The organism is Roseateles sp. P5_B10, from assembly GCF_056400485.1.
Genome location: NZ_JBFULE010001319.1, coordinates 1 through 942 on the forward strand (window position 1 = coordinate 1; position 942 = coordinate 942).

Consider the following 942-nt stretch of genomic DNA (forward strand, 5'->3'; position numbering starts at 1 on the left):
CCAAGAGCACTATGGACTTCATCACTGCGTATTCCGATGCTCATGAGCACTCGGTCGGGCCTTTCGCGCCCCCTGTCCGACGCTCGTAGTCTCGCGAATGGTCAGGCAGCTCGAAGCTCAACGACGTCACCAGGCCGGAAGGCGCCCAACAGCGCAAATAGGTGCCGGCCAAGGGCATCGAAGGCGCGGCATTGCGCCGCCACTCGACGATCTCGTACATACGTCCTGCGTACGCGGCTCTCGATCTTGTGGTTGAGGCACTCGTCGATCACATCACCACTGACTTCAAGGCTCGCCATCAGGGTGCCCGTGGTGCGGCGCAAGTCATGCGCCGTCCAGCGTCCACCGGGCAAGACCAAGGAGCGCGTTCCCTTCGATCGCCCGCTCATGCGCTTTTCAGGCTCACGCTGGCGATCATTAAGTTGCTTCCCGAACGACTTGATGCACACCGGGTGCTCAAGTGACCGCGACGGAAACACCCAAGGAACGGGCTTGCCGCCTTTGTCGACCTCTCGGAGATCGAATAGGGCGCGAAGCTGCAGCATCGCGAAATCGCTCAAGTGGATCGTGTGGCTCCGACCATTCTTTGTATCGGGAAGGTGCCAGGTACGTTTGGCCAAGTCGACTATGCCGAACTTCCCACCCTCCTCCTCGGCGACCGCCCGCAGTGCGCGCTCTTGCTCCGCAGTTCTGTCGGGATCCACCCAAGCTGCGCCCATGGCCTCGCCAACGCGAGCCCCGGTGCCCAGGATCAACCAGACGGCCCTGGCGCTGCGCGGCGCCAAGCGAGCCGCTGGCAATGCGTTGCCGAGAAGGCGAATCTCTGCTTCGCTCAACGCGCGTTCGCGTTCCGGCTCGCGACCGCCGACATCTGCCCGCCGGATCCCGTCTAGAGGGTTTTTTAAGACGAGCTCCCGCTTCACCGCGAAGCGGAACATTTGG

General features: G+C 62.6%; 1 protein-coding gene. It reads right to left on the reverse strand.

Annotation, left to right across the window (positions count from 1 at the left end):
- Positions 1–101: 101 nt before the first annotated feature.
- Positions 102–942, reverse strand: an 841-nt coding sequence (locus tag AC1DU6_RS33020; RefSeq protein ID WP_477862518.1) for a tyrosine-type recombinase/integrase, incomplete at its 5' end; no start/stop codon positions are given.